Annotated in this window: 21 protein-coding genes and 2 pseudogenes; 9 read left to right on the top strand and 14 right to left on the bottom strand. The window is 60.6% G+C overall.

Annotation, left to right across the window (positions count from 1 at the left end; all coding sequences use genetic code 11):
- Window positions 1-122: 122 nt before the first annotated feature.
- From ald to ACZ1GU_RS10400, 4 genes are all read left to right on the top strand, one after another.
- Window positions 123-1,205: an alanine dehydrogenase gene (gene ald / locus ACZ1GU_RS10415; RefSeq protein WP_472647924.1), complete on the top strand. Its 1,083-nt coding sequence runs from the start codon at window positions 123-125 to the stop codon at window positions 1,203-1,205.
- A 149-nt stretch (window positions 1,206-1,354) separates the two neighbouring features.
- Complete coding sequence (locus ACZ1GU_RS10410; RefSeq protein WP_472647923.1) at window positions 1,355-2,020, top strand: alternative oxidase; 666 nt, start codon at window positions 1,355-1,357, stop codon at window positions 2,018-2,020.
- A gap of 83 nt (window positions 2,021-2,103) precedes the next feature.
- A complete protein-coding gene (locus tag ACZ1GU_RS10405) occupies window positions 2,104-3,210 on the top strand; it encodes an S-(hydroxymethyl)glutathione dehydrogenase/class III alcohol dehydrogenase (protein WP_472647922.1) in 1,107 nt (368 codons plus the stop codon).
- Window positions 3,210-3,566 (top strand): cupin domain-containing protein, encoded by a 357-nt coding sequence (locus tag ACZ1GU_RS10400; protein ID WP_472647921.1) that lies wholly within the window; start codon window positions 3,210-3,212, stop codon window positions 3,564-3,566. Before ACZ1GU_RS10405 ends, ACZ1GU_RS10400 begins: the two co-directional genes overlap by 1 nt.
- Here the strand turns inward: ACZ1GU_RS10400 and ACZ1GU_RS10395 are convergent, their stop codons facing one another.
- From ACZ1GU_RS10395 to tsaD, 10 genes and pseudogenes are all read right to left on the bottom strand, one after another.
- Window positions 3,567-4,577, bottom strand: a complete 1,011-nt coding sequence (locus ACZ1GU_RS10395; protein WP_472647920.1) for a fumarylacetoacetate hydrolase family protein — start codon at window positions 4,575-4,577, stop codon at window positions 3,567-3,569.
- Window positions 4,574-5,218 (bottom strand): maleylacetoacetate isomerase, encoded by a 645-nt coding sequence (gene maiA / locus ACZ1GU_RS10390; protein ID WP_472647919.1) that lies wholly within the window; start codon window positions 5,216-5,218, stop codon window positions 4,574-4,576. The genes ACZ1GU_RS10395 and maiA overlap by 4 nt, the downstream gene beginning before the upstream one ends.
- Window positions 5,219-5,398: 180 nt before the next feature.
- A complete protein-coding gene (locus ACZ1GU_RS10385) occupies window positions 5,399-6,577 on the bottom strand; it encodes an acyl-CoA dehydrogenase (protein WP_472648760.1) in 1,179 nt (392 codons plus the stop codon).
- A gap of 111 nt (window positions 6,578-6,688) precedes the next feature.
- Window positions 6,689-8,630 (bottom strand): annotated as a pseudogene (acs, locus tag ACZ1GU_RS10380) (acetate--CoA ligase).
- A 112-nt stretch (window positions 8,631-8,742) separates the two neighbouring features.
- Window positions 8,743-9,102, bottom strand: coding sequence for a response regulator (locus ACZ1GU_RS10375; RefSeq protein ID WP_472647918.1), 360 nt, complete (start codon window positions 9,100-9,102; stop codon window positions 8,743-8,745).
- 62 nt (window positions 9,103-9,164) lie between these two features.
- The gene (locus ACZ1GU_RS10370; protein ID WP_472647917.1) at window positions 9,165-9,425 is read right to left on the bottom strand and encodes a hypothetical protein; all 261 of its coding nucleotides are present in this window, start codon (window positions 9,423-9,425) and stop codon (window positions 9,165-9,167) included.
- Window positions 9,400-9,792, bottom strand: coding sequence for a hypothetical protein (locus ACZ1GU_RS10365; protein WP_472647916.1), 393 nt, complete (start codon window positions 9,790-9,792; stop codon window positions 9,400-9,402). The genes ACZ1GU_RS10370 and ACZ1GU_RS10365 overlap by 26 nt, the downstream gene beginning before the upstream one ends.
- A gap of 91 nt (window positions 9,793-9,883) precedes the next feature.
- On the bottom strand, window positions 9,884-11,368 hold the full coding sequence (locus ACZ1GU_RS10360; protein ID WP_472648759.1) for a lipopolysaccharide biosynthesis protein: 1,485 nt from the start codon (window positions 11,366-11,368) through the stop codon (window positions 9,884-9,886).
- Between the two features lie 71 nt (window positions 11,369-11,439).
- Window positions 11,440-12,450: an NAD(P)H-dependent glycerol-3-phosphate dehydrogenase gene (locus ACZ1GU_RS10355; RefSeq protein WP_472647915.1), complete on the bottom strand. Its 1,011-nt coding sequence runs from the start codon at window positions 12,448-12,450 to the stop codon at window positions 11,440-11,442.
- Window positions 12,450-13,496 carry a tRNA (adenosine(37)-N6)-threonylcarbamoyltransferase complex transferase subunit TsaD gene (gene tsaD, locus ACZ1GU_RS10350; RefSeq protein ID WP_472647914.1) on the bottom strand — a complete coding sequence of 349 codons (1,047 nt, stop codon included), beginning with the start codon at window positions 13,494-13,496 and terminating at the stop codon, window positions 12,450-12,452. Before tsaD ends, ACZ1GU_RS10355 begins: the two co-directional genes overlap by 1 nt.
- A 98-nt stretch (window positions 13,497-13,594) precedes the next feature.
- On the opposite strand from tsaD, the gene hemC reads away from it, so the two are divergent.
- The 3 genes from hemC to ACZ1GU_RS10335 are packed head-to-tail and all read left to right on the top strand — an operon-like array spanning window position 13,595 to window position 16,163.
- Window positions 13,595-14,506, top strand: a complete 912-nt coding sequence (gene hemC, locus ACZ1GU_RS10345; protein WP_472648758.1) for a hydroxymethylbilane synthase — start codon at window positions 13,595-13,597, stop codon at window positions 14,504-14,506.
- Window positions 14,507-14,512: 6 nt separating this feature from the next.
- Window positions 14,513-15,184: a uroporphyrinogen-III synthase gene (locus tag ACZ1GU_RS10340; RefSeq protein ID WP_472647913.1), complete on the top strand. Its 672-nt coding sequence runs from the start codon at window positions 14,513-14,515 to the stop codon at window positions 15,182-15,184.
- Window positions 15,185-15,236: 52 nt separating this feature from the next.
- Window positions 15,237-16,163, top strand: a complete 927-nt coding sequence (locus ACZ1GU_RS10335) for a hypothetical protein (protein WP_472647912.1) — start codon at window positions 15,237-15,239, stop codon at window positions 16,161-16,163.
- A gap of 9 nt (window positions 16,164-16,172) precedes the next feature.
- Here the strand turns inward: ACZ1GU_RS10335 and ACZ1GU_RS10330 are convergent, their stop codons facing one another.
- A complete protein-coding gene (locus tag ACZ1GU_RS10330) occupies window positions 16,173-17,390 on the bottom strand; it encodes an FAD-dependent monooxygenase (protein WP_472647911.1) in 1,218 nt (405 codons plus the stop codon).
- 86 nt (window positions 17,391-17,476) lie between these two features.
- Between ACZ1GU_RS10330 and ACZ1GU_RS10325 the strand changes: the two genes are divergently transcribed.
- Together ACZ1GU_RS10325 and ACZ1GU_RS10320 are read left to right on the top strand one after the other, a co-directional pair.
- On the top strand, window positions 17,477-18,469 hold the full coding sequence (locus ACZ1GU_RS10325) for a protein-disulfide reductase DsbD domain-containing protein (RefSeq protein WP_472647910.1): 993 nt from the start codon (window positions 17,477-17,479) through the stop codon (window positions 18,467-18,469).
- Window positions 18,445-19,575, top strand: a complete 1,131-nt coding sequence (locus tag ACZ1GU_RS10320) for a protein-disulfide reductase DsbD family protein (RefSeq protein WP_472647909.1) — start codon at window positions 18,445-18,447, stop codon at window positions 19,573-19,575. The genes ACZ1GU_RS10325 and ACZ1GU_RS10320 overlap by 25 nt, the downstream gene beginning before the upstream one ends.
- Here ACZ1GU_RS10320 and ACZ1GU_RS10315 read toward each other — a convergent pair.
- The 3 genes and pseudogenes from ACZ1GU_RS10315 to uvrB form a co-directional block, all read right to left on the bottom strand.
- The gene (locus ACZ1GU_RS10315; RefSeq protein ID WP_472647908.1) at window positions 19,547-19,900 is read right to left on the bottom strand and encodes a hypothetical protein; all 354 of its coding nucleotides are present in this window, start codon (window positions 19,898-19,900) and stop codon (window positions 19,547-19,549) included. The two genes, ACZ1GU_RS10320 and ACZ1GU_RS10315, sit on opposite strands and share 29 nt — an antisense overlap.
- Window positions 19,884-20,165, bottom strand: coding sequence for a hypothetical protein (locus ACZ1GU_RS10310; protein WP_472647907.1), 282 nt, complete (start codon window positions 20,163-20,165; stop codon window positions 19,884-19,886). The genes ACZ1GU_RS10315 and ACZ1GU_RS10310 overlap by 17 nt, the downstream gene beginning before the upstream one ends.
- A pseudogene (gene uvrB / locus ACZ1GU_RS10305) lies at window positions 20,162-22,358 on the bottom strand (excinuclease ABC subunit UvrB). Before uvrB ends, ACZ1GU_RS10310 begins: the two are co-directional and overlap by 4 nt.
- Window positions 22,359-22,444 lie beyond the last annotated feature (86 nt).

The raw sequence follows: 22,444 nt of genomic DNA, 5'->3' as shown, positions 1-22,444 counted from the left end.
TTCCGAGCCTTCTCACCAAAGCGCATGAGTGATGGCAAGCATATTTGTTTCGATTGTAACTTTGTTGCGCATCGCATAAAACGAGTCGCGAATTCACCTCCCATTTGCCCATGGAGTTAGGCATGCTTGTCGGCGTCCCCAAAGAAATCAAAACCCACGAATACCGTGTGGGCCTCACACCAGAGGCGGCGCGCGAATATATCAGTCGCGGCCATCAGGTCATGCTCGAAAGCGGCGCTGGGTTGGGCATCAGCAAGACGGACGATGATTACCGCGCGATTGGCGTTCAGATCGTCGACACGGCTGAGGAAGTTTTCGCCAAGGCCGAGATGGTGGTGAAGGTGAAAGAACCGCAACCCAATGAATGGGTGCAGCTGCGTGAAGACCAGATCCTGTTCACCTATCTGCATCTTGCCCCCGATCCCGACCAGGCCCGCGGGCTGATGGAGGCGGGCGTCTCAGCGGTCGCCTATGAGACGGTGACGGCTCCTGACGGTTCTCTCCCGCTGCTCGCCCCAATGAGCGAGGTGGCGGGCCGCCTGTCCATCGAAGCGAGCGCGCAGGCGAGCCACAAGCAGAATGGCGGACGCGGCATTCTGATGGGCGGTGTGCCCGGTGTGCTTCCGGCAAAGGTGGTTGTGATCGGCGGCGGCGTTGTCGGCACGCAAGCGGCTCGCATGGCGGTGGGTCTGGGCGCGAATGTCGAGATCCTAGACCGTTCGCTGCCTCGCATCCGCGAGCTGGACGATATGTTCCAGGGCCGCGCCACCACGCGATACTCGAACGCAGGAACGATCGAAGATGCGATCACCGATGCCGATATCGTGATCGGGGCGGTTTTGGTTCCCGGCGCGAGCGCTCCGCGACTGATCACCCGCGAAATGCTTTCCTTGATGCAACACCGCGCTGTTCTGGTCGATGTGGCGATTGACCAAGGCGGCTGTTTCGAGACTTCCAAACCGACTACGCATGATGTCCCGACCTATCTGGTCGATGACGTCATTCACTATTGCGTCGCCAATATGCCCGGCTCGGTTCCGCACACCTCAAGCTATGCGCTCAACAACGCGACTTTGCCGTTCGGACTAGCGCTGGCGAAGCACGGGATTGCCGCGTGCGAACTCGATCCGCATCTCGCGCCCGGTTTGAACGTGCATAAGGGCAAAATTGTCAACGAGGCTGTCGCTGAAAGCCTTGGTTTTTAGAGCTTTTTGCACGGTTGCATAAAACAGAACATATACTGCTTCGAATCTGATTCCGCTGGGGGATCGAGGCTGCCATTTATGCGTTGATCGAGTGAGGCCGCACGCGCGGCATTCGAAGATCAATCACGGTGCATAAGTGGAGTTGTCACATGCAGCATATCGACACCAAACCGCTGGTTCGGCAGGTCAATCACAGGATTGATCTAACCGCTCATGTCGAGCCGAAGACGAAGAGCGATAGGATCGCTTTTGCATTCGTTAAATTGCTGCGCTTTTTCGCCGATACCTTCTTTGCGAAGCGCTACGGCCACCGTGCAGTCGTGCTTGAGACTGTCGCTGCTGTCCCCGGCATGGTCGGCGGGCTTTGGCTCCACCTGAAGGCGCTGCGCTACATGCGCGATGATGAGGGCTGGATCCGCACTCTGCTCGATGAAGCGGAGAATGAGCGAATGCATCTGATGACTTTTATTAAGATCGCCGACCCAAGCCGGTTTGAGCGCGCTCTGATCGTTGCAGTGCAACTCGTGTTCTACAATTGCTACTTCTGGCTTTATCTTTTCGCGCCGCGCACTGCGCACCGCGTGGTCGGATACTTCGAAGAGGAAGCGGTGATCAGCTACACTCAATACTTGGCCGAGGTCGACGCTGGACGACATGAGAATGTGCCCGCGCCGCAGATCGCCATCGACTACTGGCAGTTGCCGAGCGATGCGCGCCTTCGTGACGTGATTATCGCTGTGCGCGCCGACGAGGCCGAGCACCGCGACGTCAATCACGGCATGGTCGCGATGATCGACGACAAACGGCGCGACTAAGGCTCGCCCTTCGGCATGATTGCTTGACGCGCGCGCCGCACTGGTGTTGCCCTCCATTCTAAGCGAATTGAGGAAGACGCCTGATGAAGACCCGTGCCGCCGTTGCATTCGAGGCCAAACAGCCGCTCGAGATTGTCGAGCTTGATCTCGAAGGCCCGAAGTCTGGCGAGGTGCTGGTCGAGATCATGGCGACCGGCATTTGCCACACCGATGCCTACACGCTTGACGGGCTGGACAGCGAAGGGCTTTTTCCGAGCATTCTCGGCCATGAAGGTGCCGGGATCGTGCGCGAAGTGGGCGCGGGCGTCACTTCGGTTGCGCCGGGCGATCATGTGATCCCGCTCTACACGCCCGAATGCCGCCAGTGCAAAATGTGCCTGTCGGGCAAGACCAATCTGTGCAGCGCGATCCGCGAAACGCAGGGTAAGGGCCTGATGCCCGATGGCACCTCTCGCTTTAGCTACAAGGGCGAGACGATTTATCACTACATGGGCTGTTCAACCTTCTCGAACTTCACGGTTTTGCCCGAGATTGCGGTGGCTAAAATCCGCACTGACGCTCCGTTTGAAAGCGCGTGCTATGTCGGCTGCGGAGTGACGACTGGAGTGGGGGCGGTGACCAACACCGCGCAGGTTCAGCCGGGTGACAACGTGGTGGTGTTCGGACTCGGCGGGATTGGGCTCAATGTAATCCAGGGCGCGAAAATGGCGGGCGCTGATCGGATCGTCGGCGTTGATATCAACCCGTCAAAGAGCGAGTGGGGCGAGAAGTTCGGGATGACCGACTTCGTCAATCCGCGCGAGACCAAGGATGTGGTCGGGCACCTGGTCGAGATGCTGGATGGCGGCGCGGATTATTCTTTCGATTGCACCGGCAACACCGAAGTGATGCGCGATGCGCTCGAATGCTGTCACAAGGGCTGGGGCACGTCGATCATCATCGGTGTGGCTGAGGCTGGCCGCGAGATTTCCACCCGCCCGTTCCAGCTGGTAACCGGACGCAATTGGCGTGGCACGGCCTTTGGTGGGGCGAAAGGGCGGACCGATGTGCCCAAAATCGTCGACTGGTATATGAACGGCAAAATCGCGATCGACCCGATGATCACGCACAGGCTGACACTGGAGGAGATCAATAAGGGCTTCGACCTGATGCATGCAGGCGAAAGCATCCGCAGTGTGGTAGTGTACTGATGATTTCCAAGGTTAACCTGACTGACAAGTTCGCGCTGTTCGACGAGCACTGGGCGCCACGTCTCGTCGCGCGCTACAACGGCAATGAGGTCCGCCTAGCCAAGGTGAAAGGCGAGTTTCATTGGCACAAGCATGACGACACAGATGAGCTGTTCCTCGTTATTGAGGGCACGCTCGATATGGAGTTTCGCGACCGGACGGAACGCCTTAGTCAGGGCGATTTGATAGTCGTTCCCAAAGGAACGGAACACCGGCCTTGTGCACGTGAAGGCGAGGTCAAGCTGCTAGTGATGGATGCCGAGGGAACGCCGAACACCGGTGATCACGACACGGCATTCAAGCCCATCGAGGTTTGATCAGACAGCAACCACGTTCTGTTCAATCGCGCCGAAGATCGAGTGGTTGTCCTTGTCCCGCATCTCGATTTTCACGCTATCGCCAGGCTGCATGAAGCGGGTCGATGCTTCGCCATTGGCGATCGTCTCGATCATGCGGATTTCAGCGATGCAGCTATAGCCGAGCCCACCTTCGCTGACCGGTTTGCCGGGGCCGCCATCCGCGCCCTTGTTCGAGACCGTGCCCGAACCAACGATCGCGCCAGCGCCTAGATTGCGGGTCTTGGCGGCATGAGCGACCAGCTCAGCGAGGTTAAAGGTTGCATCCTCGCCAGCTTCTGCGCGGCCAAACGCCTCCCCGTTGTAGTCGACCATCAGCGGCAGGTGGACGAGGCTATCCTTCCATGCATCGCCCAGCTCGTCTGGCGTAACTGCGACGGGTGAGAAGGCGCTGGAAGGCTTGGACTGGAAGAAGCCGAAACCCTTGGCAAGCTCGCCGGGGATCAAGCCGCGCAGGGACACGTCATTGACCAGCATCACCAACTTGATGTGTCCCGCCGCGTCCTCCGCTGAGACGCCCATCGGCACATCGTCGGTGATCACAGCAACCTCGCCCTCCATATCGCAGCCCCAAGCGACATCGCCCAGCGGGATGTCTGCGCGCGGAGGCAGGAAGGTGTCAGAGCCGCCCTGATACATCAGCGGATCGTGGTAGAAGCTGTCGGGCACCTCTGCATTGCGCGCTTTGCGCACCAGCTCGACGTGGTTGATATAGGCGCTGCCATCGGCCCATTGATAGGCACGCGGCAGGGGCGAATGCGCCTCGCGTTCGTGGAACCGCTCGCACGGAACGGTCTGATGCTCCACATCCGTGGCGAGCACCTCCAATTGGGGAGCGATCCGCTCCCAATTGTCAAGCGCGGCCTGCATGGTTGGCGCGATGTAGCCTGCGGCGCAGCAGCGTGTAAGGTCCTTTGAGACGACGACGAGCTTGCCGTCACGTGTGCCATCGTTGAGTGTGGCGAGCTTCATGTGTTTGCCTCCAAGGCTTCGGATTGATTGTCAGGATGCGCACGCTGGAACTCAGGTAACGCAAGGCACGCGGCTTCGATCCGCGCCATGTGCGGATGCGCATTGACATCGTATTTGAACCGCCGCGCATTGTAGACCTGAGGCATCAGTACAACCTCGAAAAGGCCGGGCGTATCAAGCAAGAAGTCGCCTGTTTCGATCTGCGCAAGCCGAGCTTCGACTGGCTCCAGCGTGCGCGCGAGCCAGTGGCGATACCACGTCTCGACTTCGTCCTGCGACTTGCCATATTCGTTCTTGAGGTACTTCAGCACCGGCAGATTGAGCGGAGCGTGTAGCTCGGTCGCGATCGCATAGGTGAGCTCGCGCACGGTGTAGCGATCCTCGATGTCGGCAGGCAGCAGCGGCCTCTCCGGATAGGCCTCGTCCAGCCATTCGAGCAGCGCCATCGACTGCGCGCGGTCGCGGCCATCTGCCTCCAGCATTGGCACAGAGCCGAACGGGTTGCGCGCGGTGAAGGCCTCGTCCTTCTGCTCGGTCTTGAGCAAGTCGACCGGCACGTTGTCGAACGCAATGCCTTTCAGCTCCAGCGCGATGCGCAGGCGGTAGCTGGTCGAGCTGCGGTAGTAGCCATAGAGTTTCATAGGCGGGACTCCCGAGGCTCGGTTCGTCTCACATACGCAACACGTGGATTGCATGTTACACGGTCCTGCGTGTTTTCTTTCCGCACCCAAAATCGCCCAAAAATTGGGCCAGAGATAGAGGCGGGCGACATAGTCATTCCGTCTCTATGGCTCCGGGGCAGCGTATAGGACAGAATTTCCTCATCCAAACGCCGCAATGCCGGTGATCGCACGGCCAAGGATCAGCGCATGAACATCATGCGTGCCTTCATAGGTGTTCACCGTCTCAAGGTTCACAGCATGGCGGATCACCTGATACTCTTCCGAAATGCCATTCCCGCCATGCATGTCGCGCGCTTGGCGAGCGATGTCCAAAGCCTTGCCGACATTGTTGCGCTTTACGATCGAGATCATATCGGGCGCGAACCGCCCTTCATCCATAAGGCGACCAACGCGCAAGGACGCTTGAAGCCCCAGCGCAATGTCGCTCATCATGTCTGCAAGCTTCTTCTGGAACAGCTGCGTTGCCGCAAGTGGCCTACCGAATTGCTTGCGATCGAGGCCATATTGCCGCGCGGCGTGCATGCAGAACTCCGCCGCGCCCATGCTGCCCCAGCTGATGCCATAGCGCGCCCGGTTGAGGCATCCGAATGGACCTTTCAGACCCTGCACATCGGGCAGCAAAGCGTCCGCTGGCAGCTTCACATCATCCATCATGATCATGCCGGTTGTCGATGCGCGCAGCGAAATCTTGCCTTCGATCTTGGGCGCGGAAAGCCCCTCCATGCCTTTCTCAAGGATGAAGCCGCGAATGCCGCCGCCATGCTCTTCGCTCTTGGCCCAGACGACAAAGACATCGGCGAAAGGTGAGTTGGAGATCCACGTCTTCGAGCCGCTGATGCGGTATCCATCGCCATCCTTTTTCGCGATGGTTTTCATGCCGGCAGGGTCGCTGCCCGCGTCAGGCTCTGTCAGGCCAAAACAGCCGATGAGCTCGCCCGAAGCGAGTCCGGGGAGATACTTCTTGCGCTGCTCTTCCGAGCCATAGGCATAGATCGGGTGCATCACGAGGCTCGACTGGACCGAAGCCATGGATCGGTAACCGCTATCGACGCGCTCGATCTCGCGCGCGATCAGGCCATAGGCGACATAGCTGGCACCAACCCCGCCATACTCTTCGGGGATGGTCGCGCCGAGCAGGCCCGCCTGACCCATCAGCGGGAACAGCTCAGGTGCATCAACCTCATCGCGAAAAGCGTCGATCACGCGCGGCTGCAATTCGCTCTGCGCGAATGCGTTTGCGGTGTCGCGGATCATCCGCTCGTCTTCGGTCAGCTGGCTTTCGAGATCGAACGGGTCTTCCCAATTGAACGGAGCCATGCCGCCAGGCGACTGCGTGATTTTATGAGGGGCGTTCATTTGGTTACTCCTGAAACTATCGGCGGCGTATGTCGCAGTGTTGTGTGCGGGTTTCAACCCCAAGCTTGGGCGTTAGGTCGCGGGCCTGTTCGCCACCAGATCATCGACTACACTTGGATCGGCGAGGGTCGATGTGTCGCCAAGGTTCGACATATCATTTTCCGCGATCTTGCGCAGGATCCGGCGCATGATTTTGCCCGAACGCGTCTTGGGCAGGCCGGGCGCGAATTGCAGCACATCTGGCGTTGCAATCGGTCCGATTTCCTTGCGCACCCATTGGATCAGCTCCTTGCGCAACTGCTCGCTGTCGTCCGTGCCTGCATTGGTGGTGACATAGGCGTAGATGCCTTGACCCTTCACATCGTGCGGCATTCCGACGACCGCCGCCTCTGCCACGAGCGCATGTTCGACCAGCGCGCTTTCAACCTCGGCGGTACCCATGCGGTGGCCGGAGACATTGATCACATCGTCGATCCGCCCGGTAATCCAGTAATAACCATCCTCATCGCGGCGGCAGCCATCGCCGGTGAAATAATAGCCGGGATATTGGCTGAAATAGGTGTCGAAGAAGCGCTGGTGATCGCCATAGACGGTGCGCATCTGGCCGGGCCAGCTGTCGGTGATGACAAGCGCGCCGGAGGTCGCTTCGTCGAGCATGGTGCCTTTTTCCGGATCGACCAGCGCGGGCTGGACGCCGAACATCGGACGCGTGGCGCTTCCGGGCTTCAGGGCGGTTGCGCCGGGCAGTGGCGTGATCATCGCGCCGCCCGTTTCGGTCTGCCACCATGTGTCGACGATGGGGCAGCGACGTTCCCCGATAACGCGGTGATACCAGTCCCACGCCTCAGGGTTGATCGGCTCACCCACGCTCCCGAGCAGACGGAGCGAAGAGCGGTCGGTCTTGGTTACCCACTCATCGCCTTCGCGCATCAGCGCGCGCAGGGCCGTTGGCGCGGCGTAGAAGATCTCGACTTTGTGCTTGTCGATGACCTGCCAGAACCGGCTGAAATCGGGATAGTTGGGCACGCCCTCAAACATAACTTGAGTGGCACCGTTCATTAGCGGACCGTAAGTGACGTAGGAGTGGCCGGTGACCCAGCCGACATCGGCGGCGCACCAGTAGATTTGGCCCGGTCTATAATCGAACACATATTCATGAGTCATGCTGGTCCACACGGCATAGCCGCCGGTCGTATGGAGCACGCCCTTCGGCTTTCCGGTGGAGCCGGACGTGTAGAGGATGAAGAGCGGGTCTTCCGCGTCCATCACTTCTGGTTCGCACTTTGGCGAGGCATCGGCTGTGACGTCATGCCACCAAAGATCGCGGCCTTCGACAAAGCCGACATCCGAGCCGGTATGCTTGAGCATGATGACGGTTTTGCACCGCGCTTTCTCAAGCGCGGCATCGACATTGGCCTTTAGCGGGATGGGTTTGCCGCCGCGCAGACCTTCATCCGCGGTGATGACGATGTCAGATTGGCAATCCTCGATCCGGCCCGCGAGTGCATCGGGGCTGAAGCCCGCAAACACCACCGAATGCACCGCGCCGATCCGCGCACAGGCGAGCATGGCGATGGCTGCTTCGGGCACCATCGGCAGATAGATCGTGACGCGATCGCCCTTTACAACGCCTTGCGATTTTAAGGCATTGGCGAACTTGCAAACCTCGCGGTGCAGATTGCGATAGGTGAGGGTGCGGTACGGGGGTATCGGGATGGTCCGGCTCCCAGATGATCGCGGGCGTGTCACCGTGGGTCTCCAAATGCCGATCGAGCGCATTGGCGCAAATGTTGAGCTTTCCGCCAAGGAACCAACCGATGCGGAAATCTTCCTTGTCGTAGCTTACGTCTTTGACCGTTTCGAATGGGGCAATCCAATCGATCCGCTGCGCTTCCCCGCGCCAAAAGCCATCCGGATCACTGATCGAGCGTGCATAATGCGCTTGGTATTTGGCATCATCGAACTTCGCGGAATTGGCCCAGTCTTGCGGAACGGGAAACAGCTCTTGGCTCACTTAGTGCTCTCCATCTCTCTTGTCAGAGGGATAGGCCAAGGCGAAGCGCGAGGGAAGCGCTTGATTGCGGTTTCAAAGGCTGGGTCAGGGCGCGTTTCGCGGGCCCGGCGTGTCACTGTTTCTCGAGAACCTTGTTCACCGTCTGCAGCATTTCATTAGGCGGGCACGGCTTCGTCAGCGTGGTCGCATCCGGAAAACGCTTTTCTACCTCGTCGCGTGTGAACTGACCCGAATGGAAGATGATCGGTACATCTTCGTTCGCGAGCTTTTCTGCCAGCGGATAGACGATCCCATCGTCGAGCTTCACGTCGAGAATCGCGAGATCGGGCTTTTCCTTTTGAAAGGAGAGCATCGCCGAGGAGATATCTCCATGCGGCCCAGCGACTTCAAAGCCCGCCTCTTCGACCGTGTCACACAGATCGAAGGCGATTATCCGCTCGTCTTCGGCAACCAGAATTCTTGCAGGTTTCATGCTCTTTCCCCTCGCGTCAACTATCTTAGTAACACAGATGAAGGAAAAAAGATCCCTTTATTTCATCCGTTTTGGCCGAACCTTGCGGCAAAGCCGGTTTCATCGCCCGCGGCGAGCAGTTTCGCCTGCTCCACCCAATTGTCGCGACGGATGCGTCCTTTGAAGCGATCAAGTTGCTCGTCAACGCGGTCGATCTCGGCATCGTCCCAGCCTGCGATCTGCGCATAGGTGGTCACGCCCATGCCGTTGAGCAGGCCTGCAAGCTTTGGCCCCAGACCCTTGATCACGGTCAGGTCATCACCATCGCTGCTCGGCGCCTTCACAGGGGCAGGCTCTGGTGCGGCTCGGAACAGGCGTTTCGCCCACATTGGTTGGCACGGGGTCTTCCTTGATCAGCGGGGCAACGCTCGCGCCCGCTTCAGCATCGGCGGTTGCGCCCGCAGCGGCGATTATGTCGGAATTCGCATTGGCCGAGGTAACGCCGACATCCTTCGCAACCGCGCTGGGGGCGTCGATCAGCGCCTGATTGCGCGCTGCTGGCGATGCGCCTTCATCCAGCACATCCTTCTTGTCAGTTGTCACAACGGAGGTCGTGCGCCTTCCTGCCAGCCAGAAGAACGCCAGCACCAGAACGACCAATGCTACGATCAGGATAAACGGCCAGTTGGCCTCGAAGAATTCAGGCGTCATTTCAGATCCTCAGATGTAAAAAGCATCGACAGGCGCATAGCAGCGGGACGAGCGCGATTCCAACCGGCTTTAGACGGTTTTTCAGTCCTGCCTATTTGCTGGATTTGCGGAACAGCATCCGATCTTCGTCGCCAAAACCGCGCTTCCAGATCACAAAGCCGTAAGTCGCAAGGATCGCCGGAATGCCGAAAATCAGCTCGACCCATTCGGGCAGCAGCGTGAAGATGAAGCCGACGACAACAGCCGGCGCCGTCGCATAGACTAAGGCCCAACGCCAATTGCTCACCGAGGCTTTAAGCAACGTCTTGAGCACCAGTGCTTTCACCAGACTGGAGACGCCCAGCGCGACAAACAGGGCAAGCGCTGCGCCTGCTGCCTTATAGCCTTCACCAAGGCCAAGGTGATCAGCGAGCAGGATAAAGCCAATAGTGAGCGCGCCTTGAAGCGCGATCACGCCGACCGAGATCGCGAAATTCCGCTTGCGCGCAATATATACCAGGACGCTTTCCGACACTACCGCCATCGATGCAATCACTTCGGCTGCCAGCAGGATCGCCAGCGCGCCTGTGCCGCCAACAATTGCCGGCCCGCCAAGCCCCATCACTGCTTCGCCCGGTATTGCCAGCGCAAGCGCAATGCCGGCCTGCAAAGCGATGATCCAGAAGCCCACCTGTCGTACTTGCGAGGCAATCGCTTCCATATTGCCGATCTTCAAATTCTTGGTGATCACCGGCGAGAGGATCGGTTCGAAACTGGTTTTGAGCTTTTGCGGGATGCTGACCACTTCCTTCGCGAAGAAGTAGATGCCCACGGTCGCGGCTGAGGCGGATTGCCCAATCAGGAATACATCGAGCAGGCGCGTGCCGCGCTCGATCACATCCGCCCCGATCAGCGGCAGCGCGCGCGCGGTCATCTTGCTGAGATAATTGGGGCGAGGGCGCCAGGCTTTGGGCATTCCATAGGTCCGTAAGAACGCGATCAGCGCGGTCAGAAGCGCGGCGTAAATCGCGGCGATAAAAGCGAGTGCGAGGCCGCCTTCGCGCAGCCACTCGCTGCCTGGTATCAGCAGCGGCAGATAGAAAAATGCCCCCACCGCGATCGACTTGGTCCACGGCTCGACAATGGCGCGCGCGCGCACGGTGGTCGCGATATCGTACTTATAGGCTTGGGCCGCGAGCAGAATTTCAGTGAGCGCAAACGCGGGAATCGAGGCGATCATCCACATGTCGACGTCGCTATTCGTCCCGCTCGGAAAGATGATCACGGGAAAGATCACCAGGATAGCGCAGGCCGCCAAAGAGAACAGCAGCGAGGTGAGCATTCCGTCGAACACAAGATTAACGCGCTTTTGCCCGTCCTCCTCGGCTCCTTCGGTCAAGCGCTGTGCGAGCCCGCGCTTCTCACCCAATGCGCAGATCAGCGCGAAAATCTCGATAATGACGAAGGCGGCGGCAAAGCGCCCCATCTCGTCCACACCGTAAAGCCGGTATCCAATAAACAGGAAGGGGATGCCGCCGAGCAGGCGGATGAAGAAGCCCATCGCATTGGTACGCCCACCCTTAGCGAGCGTCGCCATGTCGTCACCGCCAGAGGCGGGTGCGACAGACGCTCCACCGGTTGGCGGAGGAGGTTGGTCTGGCGTTTGGCTCAAGCGTTCGCGTTCCTGGTGCCGGTGTCTTGCTCCGCCTTTAGCGGACGGGCGAGCAGGCTGGCGACCACCGCACGCGGACTTTCCCCCGCGAGGATTTCATTCACCGCGACAACGATCGGCATGGCGATGCCGTGATCCTCGGCCAGTTTTTTAAGCACGGGTGCGGTGTGCGCGCCCTCGGCAACTGTGCGCCGGTCAGACATGAGGTCTGTTGCAGGTTGCCCTTCGCCAAGCGCCTTGCCGAGCGAGAAATTGCGGCTGGAGGTCGAGGAGCAGGTGAGCACCAGATCGCCGAGGCCACACAGCCCGGCGAGCGTTTCTGCTCGCGCTCCAAGTGCATCGCCAAAGCGCAGCATTTCGGCATAGCCTCGTGCGATCAGCGCAGCGCGGGCGTTTTGACCGAGCGCAAGCCCGTCAACCACGCCGCACGCGATAGCGAGCACGTTCTTGATCGACCCGCCGATTTCCGCGCCGGTCACATCGTCGCTGTAATAAGGTCGGAAGGTCTCACGCGCGATTGCCGGAGACAGCCGCTCCCATTGCTCGTTGCCGCCACTGCATGCGAGCGTGACTGCGGTGGGCAGGCCGTCTGCAACTTCATGCGCGAAGGTCGGGCCGGATAGGACTGCAATCTCGCTACCCGGGCAGGCGCTTTTCGCAACATGGTTCATCAGCTGACCGGTCTTGGCGTCAATGCCTTTGGAACACAGCACGAGATCGCGCGGGTCGTTCGGCAATTGGGTCAGGACGGTGCCCAGAACTTGTGCCGGGGTTACCACAAGCACCGTGTCGAGTGTCGCCAATTCGCCGAGATCGCTCGTCGCGCGGATGCTCGGCGAGAGCGTGGCTGATGGCAGGTAAAGCGGGTTGCGATGCTCGGAATTTATCGCCTCGGCGACTTCGGCTTCGTACGACCACAAAATGACATCGCGCCCGTCGAGGCTGAGCATTTGCGCGAGGGCTGTGCCCCACGCGCCTGCGCCGATTACGCCCACTGTTTCATGCATTATGCTTTCACTCCTGCCCCGCGAACCGTGTCCGCGTCGGGATCAAGCGGCCAACGCGGCCGCGCCTTGAAATCGAGCGGATCGGACTGACCGGTTGCGTACCGCTCACACCCCGCCCAGGCGATCATCGCGGCATTGTCTGTACACAGCGCTAATGGTGGCGCGGTAAATGTCATTTGGTGGGTATCGGCAAAGCCTTCAAGCGCGCTGCGCACCGCTTTATTTGCCGCAACCCCGCCAGCAATGACCAGCGCAGGCGGCGTTTCGATACGTGTTAGTGCGTGGCCGAGCCGGTCGATCAGGCAGTCAATTGCGGCGGCCTGGAAACTGGCGGCTATGTCTGCAGGTGCATATTCTCCGCCTTCGACTGCGCGCAGCACCGCGCTTTTTAGGCCGGCAAAGGAGAAATGAGGCTCTTTCGATCCCTTCAGCGGGCGCGGCAGTGGCACTGCGCTGGCATCACCATCGAGCGCGAGCTTCTCGACCTTTGGCCCGCCGGGATAGCCAAGCCCGAGGATCTTGGCAGTCTTGTCAAAGGCTTCGCCCAATGCATCGTCGATCGTGGTCGCGAGGCGGCGATACTCGCCGACATCTTCGACCAGCAAGATCTGGCAGTGCCCTCCGGAGACGAGCAGTAGCAGATAGGGAAAGCCCAATTCAGCGTCGGCGAGGCGGGGCGATAGCGCATGGCCTTCCAGATGGTTGATCGCCATCAGCGGCTTGCCCGATGACATCGCCAGCGCCTTTGCGCTGACCAGCCCGACCATCACTCCGCCAATCAGTCCGGGACCGGCGGTCGCCGCAATCGCATCGACGTCGTCTAAAGACATGTCCGCATCATCCAAAACCGCTTGGATCATGGGCGCGAGCCGGTCGGCATGCGCGCGCGCGGCTATCTCGGGAACGACCCCGCCATAGGGGGCGTGCTCGGCTTCCTGGCTTGCAATCCGCTCGGCCAAAATCACCCGATCACCACGCACCAGCGCCACCGCCGTCTCATCGCAGCTCGATTCAATTCCGAGGATCAAGGGCGGCAATTCGCTCATGCGGCTTCCCCTTAGAGGAACGGGAAGCTAGGGCAAGCGCAGCTATGACCCAATCTACGATGCAACAGCCCAGCAGTCCGGCGCCGCGCGAGATTCGCATGCGGCTGGGGACGCGCGAATCCCCGCTGGCGATGGCGCAGGCCTATGAGACGCGGGCGCGGCTGTGTGCGGCGCATGGCTGGGGCGAGGATCAGGTTGAACTGGTCCCGGTGAGCGCGAGCGGGGACAAGATCCAGGACCGCCCGCTGGCCGACATTGGCGGCAAGGCGCTTTGGACCAAGGAACTGGACGCATGGCTTGCCGAAGGGCGGATCGATGCGGCGGTGCACTCCCTGAAAGACGTCGAGACGATCCGGCCCGCAATCTTCACCATGGCCGCAATCCTGCCGCGCGCGGACAAACGCGATGTGCTGATCGGGGCAGAGAGCATCGCTGCGATTGCTGAAGGCGCAATTGTGGGCACAAGTGCGCCGCGCCGCGCTGCGCAATTGCTCAACCACCGGCCTGATCTCAAAGTCGTGATGTTTCGCGGCAATGTCGCGACCCGGCTTGGCAAATTGCAAGCGGGTGAGGCGGATGCGACCTTCCTTGCGGCGGCAGGATTGCAGCGCTTGGGCGAGGAAGCGGTTGGCGCGCCGCTCGACACAGGCGAATGGATCCCCGCCGCCTCGCAAGGCGCCATCGGGATCGAATGCGCCGTCAAAAATGAAGCGGCGGTCGCAGCAGTCAGGGCGATTGATCACGCCCTCTCGCGTGCCGAGGTTCTGGCCGAACGCGCGCTGCTCGAAGCGCTTGGCGGCACCTGCCACAGCCCGGTTGCGGTGCAATGCGATGCCAAGGGTGAGACGCTGACGATGCGCGCAGCATTGTTCAGCGGCGATGGTCAAGAACGGGTCGATGGCGAGGCGAGCTTTGCCATTGGCGACGACGCGGCGGCGAAGGCGCTTGCGGCGGACCTGCTCGGACGAGCGAGCGCTGAAATTCTGAAAAACTTCGGCGGCGCGGGCTGACATCCGATGCGCACGGCGATCATCGCCATCCGACCCGAACCGGGGCTCAGCTCGACACTCGAACTGGGAAAGGAATTGGGTCTGCCCATTGAGGGAATAGCGCTCTCAACTGCCGAGCCAGTCCAATGGGAAGCGCCAAGTCTCGAAGGGATCGACGCTATCCTCGTGGGCAGCGCGAACGCGTTTCGCCACGGCGGCCCGCAGCTTGAGCACCTCAAACATTTGCCGGTTCACGCGGTTGGTCATGCGACAGCCAAAGCAGCGCGCGATGCGGGCTTTGGTGTGGCTCTCACCGGCGACGGCGGCTTGCAGCCTCTGCTAGACACATTGGCAGTCGCGCCAGCGCACTATATCCGCCTCGCAGGTGAGGAGCGGATCACGCTTCACCCGCCCGAAGGCGTCACTATCACCGAAAAAGTGGTTTACAGGATGCGGCACCTGCCGCTCGAAAATGCACCTCCTTTGCCTGGCATCGTGCTGCTTTATTCGGCAGCTTCGGCGCAGCATTTTGCCAATGAATGCGTCCGCTTAGGAGTTGATCGCAGTCAGATCACGCTCGCAGCGTTGGGCCCACGTATCCTCGCCGCAGCAGGCTCGGGCTGGGCAGCTACGCATGCTCCCGCTTCCCCAAATGAGGCCGAATTGCTAGCTTTGGCGCAGGACATATGGCAAGAATAGCCAAAATCCGCGCGCCTGGTGGCCCGCGAAACGGATCGCAGAACGGACAATAATGGAATCGAAATACGGCAGTCGTCGCAAAAGCGGCTCTACCAAAGGTGTATTGTTAGCAGCGCTCGCGAGCTTTGCCGCAGGCGGGGCGCTGATCGGCTATATCGTGTGGTATAACGCCAACCAGAACGAGCCGACGCAGATCGCGGCGGTTAGCGAACCCGCCGAAACCGCAAGCCCTACCGAAACCGGCGAGGCTGAACTTCCTGCTCTGCCCGAACCGACTGGCGAGGCGACCGAGGCCGCGATTGAAGAACAGGCCGAGGCGGTTGAAGGCTTGGCTGAGCAGCAGGGTGGTTTGGATCAACGGCTTGCGGCGGCAGAGCAGCGCCTCGCGCGGCTTGATCTGCAAGCGCAGGCGGCGGCTGGCAACGCGGCGCGCGCAGAAGGCCTGCTGATCGCTTTTGCGACCCGCCGGGCGGTCGAGCGCGGCGCTGAGCTTGGCTTCCTCGCCGACCAGTTGCGGCTGCGTTTTGGCGACAACTGGCCCAATGCCGTTCGCACTATCATCACCTTCTCTCGCCGCCCGATCACGCTGGATCAACTGCTCGCGCGGCTTGAGGGGTTAGGGCCGGAAGTGACCGAGGGTGATGAAATCAATTCCTGGGCGGATATTCGCCGCGAGATCGGTGAGATGTTCGTCATCCGCCGCGAAGATACGCCTTCGCCGCAGCCCGAGCGTAGGCTGGACCGCGCAAAACTGTTCCTGCAAAGCGGGCGCGTGGATGCAGCGATTGCCGAAGTGCAAAACCTTCCCGGCGCCGCGCGGGCGGAAAACTGGATTGCTGATGCAACGCGTTACAACAATGCGATGGAAGCGTTGCAAACGCTTGAAACCGCCGCTGTTCTGGAGCCACGCCGTTTGCGCGATGGTGCCGGCAATCCGGTTGAGCAGTTAAGCCCGGTCGAAGCTACGTCTGAAGAGTAGGCTGCTTGTTTAGGCGCGCAGCAATTCCGGCAGATCGCCGGAGACGCCGCGCGCTTCGTCCATAAACCAGTGCTTCAATGCGCCGCTGCGCTGCACCGCGCCCATGCCTAGCCGCCGCACGGCAGAGGCGGTCTTGCCTTTTACACCAAACAGCCGGGTGAGTGTGTCGGTCGCGCCGGCCACCATAAAGGCATCGAGCCCGCGCCAATTCTCATAGCGCACAAGCGATTGGTGATCGCCGGGGTCGAGACCAATGCGGCGGCCCTCTTCCAGTACTTCAACCAAAGTTGCCGCATCGCGCAGCCCGAGGTTCAGGCCCTGTCCCGCAATCGGGTGGATGCCGTGCGCAGCATCGCCAACCAGCGCGAGCCGCTCTCCGGTGATCTTGGCGGTGTGATGGAACCCGAGCGGCCAAGATGAGCGCACGCCAACACTTGTCACCTTGCCATAAATGCCGCCCATTCGTTTTTCGACCTCGGCGAGAAACGCACGGTCGCCCAGTTTTGTGACACCCGCGCCATCTTCTTCCGAGACGGTCCAGACCAGCGAGGATCGGTGGCGACCTTGCTCATCATCGAGCATAGGAAGCAACGCGAACGGACCGGCGGGATAGAAGATTTCCCACGCGATGTTCTCGTGCGGTTTTTCATGCGTCAGTCCGGCGATCACGGCGCGGTGGCTGTAATCCCAATTGGCAACGACGAGGCCTGCTTCCTTGCGGGTCGGCGATTGGCGACCTTCGGCGGCGACCATCAGCCGCGCTTTCAGTTTGCGGCCATCGGCGAGCACAGCTGCGACGCCATATTCGCTGCGCTGACGCTCACTGACTTCGGCCTTCGAGACCCAGTTGATCAGCGGTTCGTCCGCAGCAGCCTCGAACAGCGCCAAGCGCAGGCGGCGATTGGGAAACATCCGCCCGAGCGATCCCTCATGCGGCTCTGGCTCAAAGTCGATCCGCCCCGGCTTTTGCTGGTCAGTGACGGCGATTTTCGAGATAGGGCAGGCGAATTCCTCTAGACCCTCAGCAAGGCCGATGTTCTTGAACAGATGCCAACTGGCGGTCGAGATTGCGGTCGCGCGGTCATCAAACCCTTCGGCGGTCAGTTCAGCCGGATCTGCGCGGTCGATCACATGGCTCGAGAAGCCCTTGCGCGCTGCCGTTAGGGCCAACGTCATGCCGACCAGTCCGCCGCCAAGGATCAACAGGTCGCGTGTCTCTTCGCTCATATCTTGCAAACCTCGTGCAACCTTATCCGCGCCGATTGCGAATACTCATCAGCGCTCCTAAAGGTTTGGCCGTGATAGAGGCAAGAATGTTTCGCTTTGCAAGGCTATGGTTTGTTGCATGTGCGCTTGCGCTCGCCGCAATTGGCGGCGGGTTGATGCCGTTGCTCGCACCGGCTGCTGCACAGGACAACTCGGCGGCAATTCCCTCTGAGCCGGTATTTGGCGATGACAACATTTCCGTTGAGCTGTTTGCCGATGGCCTGCCGGTGGCTGGCGAAGAATGGATGCTCGCGCTGCGTTTTACGCCCGATCAGGCGAGTGGAGAGGAGTGGCACGGATATTGGTCCAATCCCGGCGATGCGGGGCAGGGGATGCAGTTGCAGCTCGATCTGCCCGAGGGCTGGGAGATGGGAGAGCCGCTCTATCCCGTCCCGCAGACCTTCGTGCAGGCGCTCGAGACCGGCAATCTGATGAACCACATCTATAAGGGGTCGTATACGGTGCTGGTGCCGATTACGGTCGGAGCAGAGGTCGATAACACGGCCCGCGCGCCGGTGATGGGATTTGTCCAATATCTCGCCTGCACTGACGAGATATGCGTGCCGCAGGATACGGTTCTACGAGAGACACAGGGCGGCGATTTTGCGCGCTGGCGGGCGGAGATTGCGCCGCTGCTGGATGCCACGGCAGTATGGGCCCCGGGCGGCGACAATGTGCGCCTTTCCATTCCTATCCCCGAAAGCGTCGAACTGGCGGCTCCGCATGTGTTCGTAGCAAATACGCGCTTGGTGCAATATGCTGGGGCGCAGACGTTCCGTCGGAGCGGCGATAAACTGTTCGCTGAGATACCCTACAATCCCTCCAATGACGGGACGATGGAGACGATTTCCGGCATTCTGGCATTTGACGATGAAACCGGCGTCCGGTTCGAGGCGATCAGGGGCGATGTGCAGCCTGAGGGTGATTTGATCGCAGGCCCGGTTGGAATGTCGGGTATTCCGCCGCTTTGGACGCTGTTCTTGGGCGCGCTTGCGGGGGCTTTCTGCTCAACATCATGCCCTGCGTCTTCCCGATCCTGAGCCTAAAAGCGTTGTCGCTCGCCCGCGCGGGTGAGAGCCAAGCCGCTGCGCGCAGCGACGGGCTGGCCTATACCGCAGGCGTGGTGCTTTCTTGCGTTGCGCTGGGCGGGCTGATGCTGGCCTTGCGTGCAGCAGGCGAGCAGGTGGGCTGGGCGTTCCAATTGCAAAGCCCCGGCGTGGTGGTGGCGCTGCTGGTGCTTGCGAGCGTGATCACCGCAAACTTTGGCGGGCTGTTCGAATTGCCGAGCATCGACACGGGCGAGAGCCACGGACGCGGAGCATTCGCGACGGGCGTGCTGGCCGCTGTCGCTGCGACCCCGTGCACCGGACCATTTATGGCGGCGGCTTTGGGTGCAGCCTTGCTGCTACCCATCACTCCAGCCTTGCTGCTGTTCGCGGCTCTCGGGCTAGGCCTCGCGCTGCCATTTTTGCTGATCGGTTTTGTGCCAGCCTTGCGCAGACGCCTGCCCAAGCCGGGGCCGTGGATGGAGCGTTTTCGCCGCATCATGGCAATCCCGATGGGCCTCACTGCGCTGGCGCTGTTGTGGCTCACTGTGCAGCTGGGCGGACGCGGCTTTGCGATGTTCGCGCTTATCGTCGTCTTCGGCGTGATCCTAGGCCTGATGGTGGTGGGCAAGCTGCAACGCGCAGGTAAAATGGCCTGGCCTGCCTTTGGCCTGATCGCTGCGCCATTCCTGATCTTTGGAGCTTTCGCACTTCCATCAAGCTACACCGAGCAAACTTCGGACCTCTCAAAATCGCTCCTCAAACCGCAGGCGTTCAGCAACGTCGCTCTCGCTGAGGCGCGGGCGAGCGGTAGGCCTGTCTTTGTTTGGTTCACCGCCGATTGGTGCGTTACCTGCAAAGTGAACGAGAGCGTCGCGATCGAGCGCGAGGCAACCGCCAAAACGTTCGAGGAAGCGGGCGTGATTGCGATGGTCGGCGACTGGACCCAGCGCGACGAGGAAATCACCATGTTCCTGAGCGAGCAAGGGGCGGCGGGCGTGCCGCTATACCTGTGGTACGAGCCTGACGCTCAGGCGGAGCAATTGCCGCAAGTTCTGACGCCTGAGATGCTTATTCAGCGGGCTCAGGCTCTTCGGTAAGCTCTTCGCTATCAACAAGCTCGCTCTCTGACCGGTCCGCCTCTGCCAGAAACTCAGGCTCTGGATTGACCCTGCCGCCGCGGCACCCGATCACCAGATCGCGCGCCAATTCACTGCGGTTGAGTGTCACCATCCCTGCGCCGGGGATCGTCACGGTCAAGTCGCGCGGGCCGGTCAGCGGCTCCCAGTCAGTGTCGCTCGCAGGGTCCTCACCCTGCCACACGAATGTGCCGTCGACCTCGGTCGCATCGACCTCCATCCGCCCGATATGACCGTTCCCGACAAAGGCGAGGATCGCGCCTGCGCCTTCATCGAGCCGGAGCAAAACGAGTGACGCGCAGCACTGTCTCTGGCCCTTCGTCGAGGCAGGAGAGCGCAACCAGCGGCGGCTCTCCCGGTTTGCCATATATGATCCGCCAAGGGGTCGCGCTGGCGGCCCACGTCGCCCCTTCGGTATCAGGAGAATCGAGGGGCTCGGACGGACCGGTGTGTGCCTCCTCAGGCATATCGCGCGCGATATCCGCATCGGTCGGCGGCGGCTTGCACGCGGCGAGAGTGGCCATGCCCGCAAGGACTAGCGCAATCCTCACGGTTTCCCGCCCATCTTCTTGTATCGCGTCTTCCCATAGCGTGTTTTGCGTGTGCCGGGTCGGCCTGCGTCTGAACGACCGACGCGCGGTGCCTTCTTCTGGTCATCAGGCAGGCCGAGCTCGTCATTTTCAAGCCGGCGGATTTCATCGCGCAAGCGTCCGGCTTCCTCAAATTCGAGGTTCGCCGCCGCATCGCGCATGCGCTTTTCGAGGTCTTCGATGTATGCGCGCAAGTTGTGGCCCACCAGATTGTTGACCTCATCATCGCCGGTATCGACGGTGACGCCATCCTGCGCAGCGCTGTGCGCGACGATATCGGCAATGTCGCGCTTGATTGTTTGCGGGGTGATGCCGTGCTCTTCGTTGAAGGCCCGCTGCTTTTCGCGGCGACGCTCGGTCTCCGCCATCGCGCGTTCCATGCTGCCGGTGACGCGGTCGGCATAGAGGATCACACGGCCATCGACATTCCGCGCCGCGCGCCCAATCGTCTGGATCAGCGACGTTTCGGAACGCAGGAAGCCTTCCTTGTCGGCGTCGAGGATCGCCACCAGCCCGCACTCGGGAATGTCGAGCCCTTCGCGCAGCAGGTTGATGCCGACCAGCACGTCATAAACGCCGAGCCGCAGATCGCGGATCAGCTCAATGCGCTCGAGCGTCTCAACATCGGAGTGCATGTAGCGGACCTTGACGCCCGCTTCGTGCATGAATTCGGTAAGGTCTTCGGCCATGCGCTTGGTCAGCGTAGTAACGAGCGTGCGATAACCCTTTTTCGCGGTCTCAAGGCATTCCTGAATGCAATCCTGCACCTGATCCTCGACCGGGCGAATGTCGACCGGCGGATCGATCAAGCCGGTGGGGCGGATGACCTGTTCGGCAAAGACGCCGCCGGTCTGTTCCATCTCCCACGCACCGGGGGTGGCCGAGACGGCGAAGGTCTGCGGGCGCATCGCGTCCCATTCGTTGAAGCGCAAGGGGCGGTTGTCGATACAGGAGGGCAGACGGAAACCGTATTCCGCAAGTGTGATTTTGCGCCGGTGATCACCTTTGGACATTGCGCCGATTTGCGGCACGGTCTGGTGGCTCTCATCTACGAAGAGCAGCGCGTTTTCCGGCAGGTATTCGAACAGGGTGGGTGGCGGCTCTCCGGGAAGCCTGCCGGTGAGGAAGCGGGAATAATTCTCGATCCCCGCGCAGCTGCCCGTCGCCGCGATCATTTCAAGGTCAAAATTTGTGCGCTGTTCCAGCCTTTGCGCTTCGAGCAATTGCCCCTCTTCCTGAAGTTCCTTTAGCCGGTGCTCCAGTTCAAATTTGATCGCCTCGGTCGCCTGCTTCATCGTCGGGCCGGGCGTCACGTAGTGCGAATTCGCATAGACCCGAACCTTGTCGAGCGAGGCGCCCTTCTTGCCGGTCAGGGGGTCGAATTCGCTGATCTCCTCGATCTCATCACCGAAGAAACTGATGCGCCACGCCATGTCTTCATAATGGCTGGGGAAGATCTCCAGATTGTCGCCCCGCACGCGGAAAGTGCCGCGCTGAAACGCCGCATCGTTGCGCTTGTATTGCAGCGCGACGAGCTTGCGGATCAGCTCGCGCTGGTCGACCGTCTCATCCTTCTTGATGTCGAAGATCATCGCCGAATAGGTCTCGACCGAGCCGATACCGTACAGGCACGAGACCGAGGCAACGATGATCACATCATCGCGTTCAAGCAGCGCGCGGGTGGCCGAGTGGCGCATCCGGTCGATAGCCTCGTTCACGCTGAGACTCTTTCTCGATGTAAGTGTCGGAGCGCGGAACGTAGGCCTCTGGCTGGTAGTAGTCGTAATAGCTGACGAAATATTCGACCGCGTTTTCGGGAAAGAAGCTTTTGAACTCGCCATAAAGCTGCGCGGCGAGGATCTTGTTCGGCGCAAGGATCAGGGCAGGGCGCTGAAGCGTCTCGATTACTTTGGCCATGGTGAAGGTCTTGCCCGACCCCGTCACGCCTAGCAGCGTTTGCGTTTTTTCTCCTTCCTGTGTGCCCTTTACCAGTTCCGCAATCGCAGTCGGCTGGTCGCCCGCAGGCTCATAATCGGACACCAGCTTGAAGGCCTTGCCCGGCATCGACTTTTCGGGGCGCTGCGGGCGGTGAGGGGTAAATTCTTCGCCGGTTTCCGGCTCTTCCAGACCGCGCCTAATGATCAGTTCTGACATGTCAGCCCATATGCGTTGTCCGATCGCCCTTGTGAAGAGAGCGAGGCGGCGATACCTCTAGACATTCGTGATTGATGGCGATGTGG

It is taken from the genome of Erythrobacter sp. HA7-11, assembly GCF_055693605.1.
Note: the sequence above shows the minus strand (reverse complement) of the source record. Positions and strands in the feature narration are given on the sequence as shown.

Coding starts and splice junctions, on each gene's coding strand:
- ald (WP_472647924.1), top strand. CDS start 123: ATGCTTGTCGGCGTCCCCAAAGAAATCAAAACCCACGAATACCGTGTG.
- ACZ1GU_RS10410 (WP_472647923.1), top strand. CDS start 1,355: ATGCAGCATATCGACACCAAACCGCTGGTTCGGCAGGTCAATCACAGG.
- ACZ1GU_RS10405 (WP_472647922.1), top strand. CDS start 2,104: ATGAAGACCCGTGCCGCCGTTGCATTCGAGGCCAAACAGCCGCTCGAG.
- ACZ1GU_RS10400 (WP_472647921.1), top strand. CDS start 3,210: ATGATTTCCAAGGTTAACCTGACTGACAAGTTCGCGCTGTTCGACGAG.
- ACZ1GU_RS10395 (WP_472647920.1), bottom strand. CDS start 4,577: ATGAAGCTCGCCACACTCAACGATGGCACACGTGACGGCAAGCTCGTC.
- maiA (WP_472647919.1), bottom strand. CDS start 5,218: ATGAAACTCTATGGCTACTACCGCAGCTCGACCAGCTACCGCCTGCGC.
- ACZ1GU_RS10385 (WP_472648760.1), bottom strand. CDS start 6,577: ATGGCTCCGTTCAATTGGGAAGACCCGTTCGATCTCGAAAGCCAGCTG.
- ACZ1GU_RS10375 (WP_472647918.1), bottom strand. CDS start 9,102: ATGAAACCTGCAAGAATTCTGGTTGCCGAAGACGAGCGGATAATCGCC.
- ACZ1GU_RS10365 (WP_472647916.1), bottom strand. CDS start 9,792: ATGACGCCTGAATTCTTCGAGGCCAACTGGCCGTTTATCCTGATCGTA.
- ACZ1GU_RS10360 (WP_472648759.1), bottom strand. CDS start 11,368: ATGGCGACGCTCGCTAAGGGTGGGCGTACCAATGCGATGGGCTTCTTC.
- ACZ1GU_RS10355 (WP_472647915.1), bottom strand. CDS start 12,450: ATGCATGAAACAGTGGGCGTAATCGGCGCAGGCGCGTGGGGCACAGCC.
- tsaD (WP_472647914.1), bottom strand. CDS start 13,496: ATGAGCGAATTGCCGCCCTTGATCCTCGGAATTGAATCGAGCTGCGAT.
- hemC (WP_472648758.1), top strand. CDS start 13,595: ATGCGGCTGGGGACGCGCGAATCCCCGCTGGCGATGGCGCAGGCCTAT.
- ACZ1GU_RS10340 (WP_472647913.1), top strand. CDS start 14,513: ATGCGCACGGCGATCATCGCCATCCGACCCGAACCGGGGCTCAGCTCG.
- ACZ1GU_RS10335 (WP_472647912.1), top strand. CDS start 15,237: ATGGAATCGAAATACGGCAGTCGTCGCAAAAGCGGCTCTACCAAAGGT.
- ACZ1GU_RS10330 (WP_472647911.1), bottom strand. CDS start 17,390: ATGAGCGAAGAGACACGCGACCTGTTGATCCTTGGCGGCGGACTGGTC.
- ACZ1GU_RS10325 (WP_472647910.1), top strand. CDS start 17,477: ATGTTTCGCTTTGCAAGGCTATGGTTTGTTGCATGTGCGCTTGCGCTC.
- ACZ1GU_RS10320 (WP_472647909.1), top strand. CDS start 18,445: ATGCCCTGCGTCTTCCCGATCCTGAGCCTAAAAGCGTTGTCGCTCGCC.